Source organism: Micromonospora sp. MP36 (assembly GCF_008119785.1).
Lineage (GTDB): Bacteria > Actinomycetota > Actinomycetes > Mycobacteriales > Micromonosporaceae > Micromonospora.
In genome coordinates, this window is the sequence record NZ_VSFA01000248.1 from 1 (window position 1) to 1,523 (window position 1,523).

A 1,523-nucleotide genomic window follows, 5' to 3' on the forward strand; every position below is an offset into this window, starting at 1 on the left:
CTTCTCGCACCGCACGGTCGCTGAGCTGACCGAGGCGCTCGGCGGACGTGAGGCGCTCACCACGGAGGAGGACCGCCGGGTCGCGCCGTTCGAGCTGATCTCCGCAGCCGACCGCGAGCTGCTGCCCGCCGGCGTCGTCGACGCGTACCCGCTGTCCCGCGTACAGGCCGGCATGGTCGTGGAGATGCTCGCCGACGCCGACCTGCACGCGTACCACAACGTCACCTCCTTCCGGATCCGCGACGACCTGCCGTTCGCCGCCGCCGACCTGCGCGCCGCGGTCGACCTCGTCGTCGCCCGGCACGAGGTGCTGCGCACGTCGATCCACCTGAGCGGCTACTCGCAGCCGCTCCAGCTCGTACACGAGTCCGCGGTCCTGCCGGTCGGCGTGCGCGAGCTGCGCGACCTTGACGAGACGGCCGTCGAGGCGGCGCTGCGTGAGTTCACCGCCCGCGAGCGGGCCACGCTCTTCGACCTGCGCCGCCCGCCGCTGCTGAGGCTGCACGCCCACGTCTGCGACGACAAGACGTGGTGGCTGTCGGTCACCGAGTGCCACCCGATCATCGAGGGCTGGAGCCACCACTCGCTCGTCATGGAGGTCCTCGAGTACTACCGGGCTCTGCGCCGCGGCGAGAAGCCCGCGCCGGAGCCGCTGCCCGAGCTGCGGTACGCCGACTTCATCGCCGCCGAGCTGCGCGCGCTGGAGTCGGAGAACGACAAGGGCTACTGGCGGGACGTCGTCACCCGTCACGCCCCGTTCGAGCTGCCGGACGGCTGGGGCGTCGAGGGCACGAGCGGCCCGCGCTCCGCGCACGTGACCGCGGTGACCTACCTCGACCTGGAGGACCGGCTGCGCGAGCTCGCCCGGGCCGCCGACGCGCCGATGAAGAGCGTGCTGCTCGCCGCGCACCTCACGGTGCTGGGCCAGCTGACCGCAGAGGAGTCGTTCCACACCGGCGTGGTCCTGCACGGCCGACCGGACGTGACCGGCGCCGAGCGGGTCTACGGCATGTACCTCAACACGCTGCCGATCGGCTTCCGCCCCGCCGCCGCCAGGACCTGGCGGCAGGCCGTCGCGGACGTGTTCGCGGCCGAGACCGGCATGTGGCAGCACCGCCAGTACCCGATGCCCGCCATCGCGCAGGAGTTCGGTGACGGCCGCCGCCTTTTCGACACGATGTTCATCTACCTGGACTTCGACCAGGTGGACCGGGAGCTGGTCGACTACCTGTCCAGCATCGACGACAGCCCCACCGAGTTTCCGCTCTCCGTCTCTGTGCGGGTCGGCCACGTCGGGCTCGCGGTCGACACCCGCGTGATCAGCCCGGTGCACGCCGAGCGGATCGCCGGCATGTACCGCGCGGTCCTCGAGGCGATGGCCGCCAGCCCCGACGGCGACGCGACCGGCACCTACCTACCGCCCGGCGAGCGTGAGCTGCTGACCGCCGGCGCCGCTGCGGTGTCCGTGGTGGATCGTCGGGTGCACGAGTTGTTTGGCGAGCGGGTCGCGGCGACGCCGGATG

The 1,523-nt window shown here is 72.2% G+C and carries 1 protein-coding gene; it reads left to right on the plus strand.

Going from position 1 to position 1,523, the window contains the following annotated elements; genetic code table 11:
* Nucleotides 1-1,523: condensation domain-containing protein (locus tag FXF52_RS40990; RefSeq protein WP_255472949.1), on the plus strand; the 1,523-nt coding region annotated here is incomplete at both ends.